Origin of the sequence: Falsigemmobacter faecalis (assembly GCF_003863335.1) — a bacterium.
GTDB classification, from domain to species: domain Bacteria; phylum Pseudomonadota; class Alphaproteobacteria; order Rhodobacterales; family Rhodobacteraceae; genus Wagnerdoeblera; species Wagnerdoeblera faecalis.
The window spans coordinates 263-1,772 of the sequence record NZ_RRAZ01000088.1; the positions used below are offsets into that span (position 1 = coordinate 263).

General features: G+C 57.4%; 1 protein-coding gene and 2 pseudogenes. 1 reads left to right on the plus strand and 2 read right to left on the minus strand.

What is annotated here, in order from left to right; translation table 11 throughout:
* Positions 1-78: 78 nt before the first annotated feature.
* Positions 79-748 (minus strand): annotated as a pseudogene (locus EG244_RS21275) (hypothetical protein); the annotation flags it as partial.
* A 148-nt stretch (positions 749-896) separates the two neighbouring features.
* On the opposite strand from EG244_RS21275, the pseudogene EG244_RS21280 reads away from it, so the two are divergent.
* A pseudogene (locus EG244_RS21280) lies at positions 897-1,267 on the plus strand (transposase); the annotation flags it as partial.
* A 32-nt stretch (positions 1,268-1,299) separates the two neighbouring features.
* Here EG244_RS21280 and EG244_RS20135 read toward each other — a convergent pair.
* Positions 1,300-1,510, minus strand: a 211-nt coding sequence (locus tag EG244_RS20135; protein WP_148097655.1) for an integrase core domain-containing protein, incomplete at its 5' end; no start/stop codon positions are given.

Sequence of the window (1,510 nt, forward strand, 5' to 3'; positions counted from 1 at the left end):
GATTTCTGTTCCGCGGCTGATCTGCGAACCGGATCCCCTTCGCCATTGGGCTTGAACCAATGGCGCCTCAATGGCTCAGTCAGTGAGTATGGTGTGGATCCGGTATGGCACAGCCTTGAGACGGTGTTCGAGGAACTCCCAAGCGGTTTTTCGATCCGCCTTGTCGACGAGTTGGGTCACCGCGAACCTGCTCGTTCTGTCAATACCGACAAAGAGATACAGCCAATCGTCGGGCAAACGATCCCCCGGATCGTTTGCTGATCCTCCTCATACCTCTGCTGTCTGCACTTCGGCTATGTCGATGTGGAAAAATCCGATCGGGTAGCGCTTGAACTTCTGCCTTTTGGGCTTGTCGCCGCTGACGTCTTCAAGCCGGGAGATCCCATACCGCTGTAAGCAGCGGTGAAGAGCCGACCTGCTAAGATGCGGGAGACTGGGCTGCAGGGCGTAGAGACAATCGTCCAAGGGAAGCAGAGTGTGGCGCCGGAAGGCTACCACAATAGCCTCTTCCCCCTCGGTCAGAACGGTCGAACGGGGCTCCCTCGGCCCCGTCTTCCGGTCCTCAACCGAGGACCTCTTGCGCCACTTGGCCACCGTCTTGGGGTTGATCCCAAGTTCCCGGCTCAACTCCGAGAGCGAAGTTTGCGATCATTCGGGCCTGCCGTTGAGCCGATGGCGGGCAAGCCCTCATTATTGCAGCTCGGACAGCGTGCGTGGTCGTGGCGCTTCCATGACGAATTTGTCCCATAGGGCATCCTTCCATTCCCTTGAAAGGATCACACCATCAAACCGTGGGATCAAACACCTAACCCCTTCATTGTTTATGCAATACGGAGGCGCTGTTGCATAAAGGGCTGAGGATTCATTCCCTTGCCTGATCATGCTACGTTTTTGGCATGAGCTACCCACTCAAACCCCGCTACAAAACCAGCAATTGGCGTGCCTGCAATCAAGCGCTGAAGCAACGCGGCTCACTGACGGTCTGGCTTGATGCGGACATGGAGTGGGAAGCCAGGCCCTCAGGCAAGCGCGGCCGGCAACAGGTCTATAGCGGGAAGGAGGATCAGCAAACAGTCCGGGTATGAGCAGGACAAGTATTTGATCCGGGGGATCAAATGCCCTGCGATTGGTTTGCCCGACGAACGCCATTCAGGCCTGCCTTGCCTTGAAGGTTCTCTTCGGGTTGCCATTGCGACAGGCCACGGGATTTGTGGAGAGCCTTTTGGCCCTATCGGGATTGTCATGGTCCGTGCCCATCGTCGGGACATCGGTGTATTGACCCATCAGTTTCTGCTCAGTTCATGCTGCTAATTTGAATGCCTCAGCAGGCGTGCGCATGGCAAGCGCCTGATGGGGCCGTCGGTTGTTGTAGAAGGTTATCCAATCCGCGATCCCGCGGGTGGCGTGTTGGATGCTCTCGAAGCGGTGGCGGTGTGTGCACTGCTCCTTCAGGGTGCGGATCAGTCTCTCCACCATGCCATTCTGCTGCGGGATGAGCCATGGAGCCGCC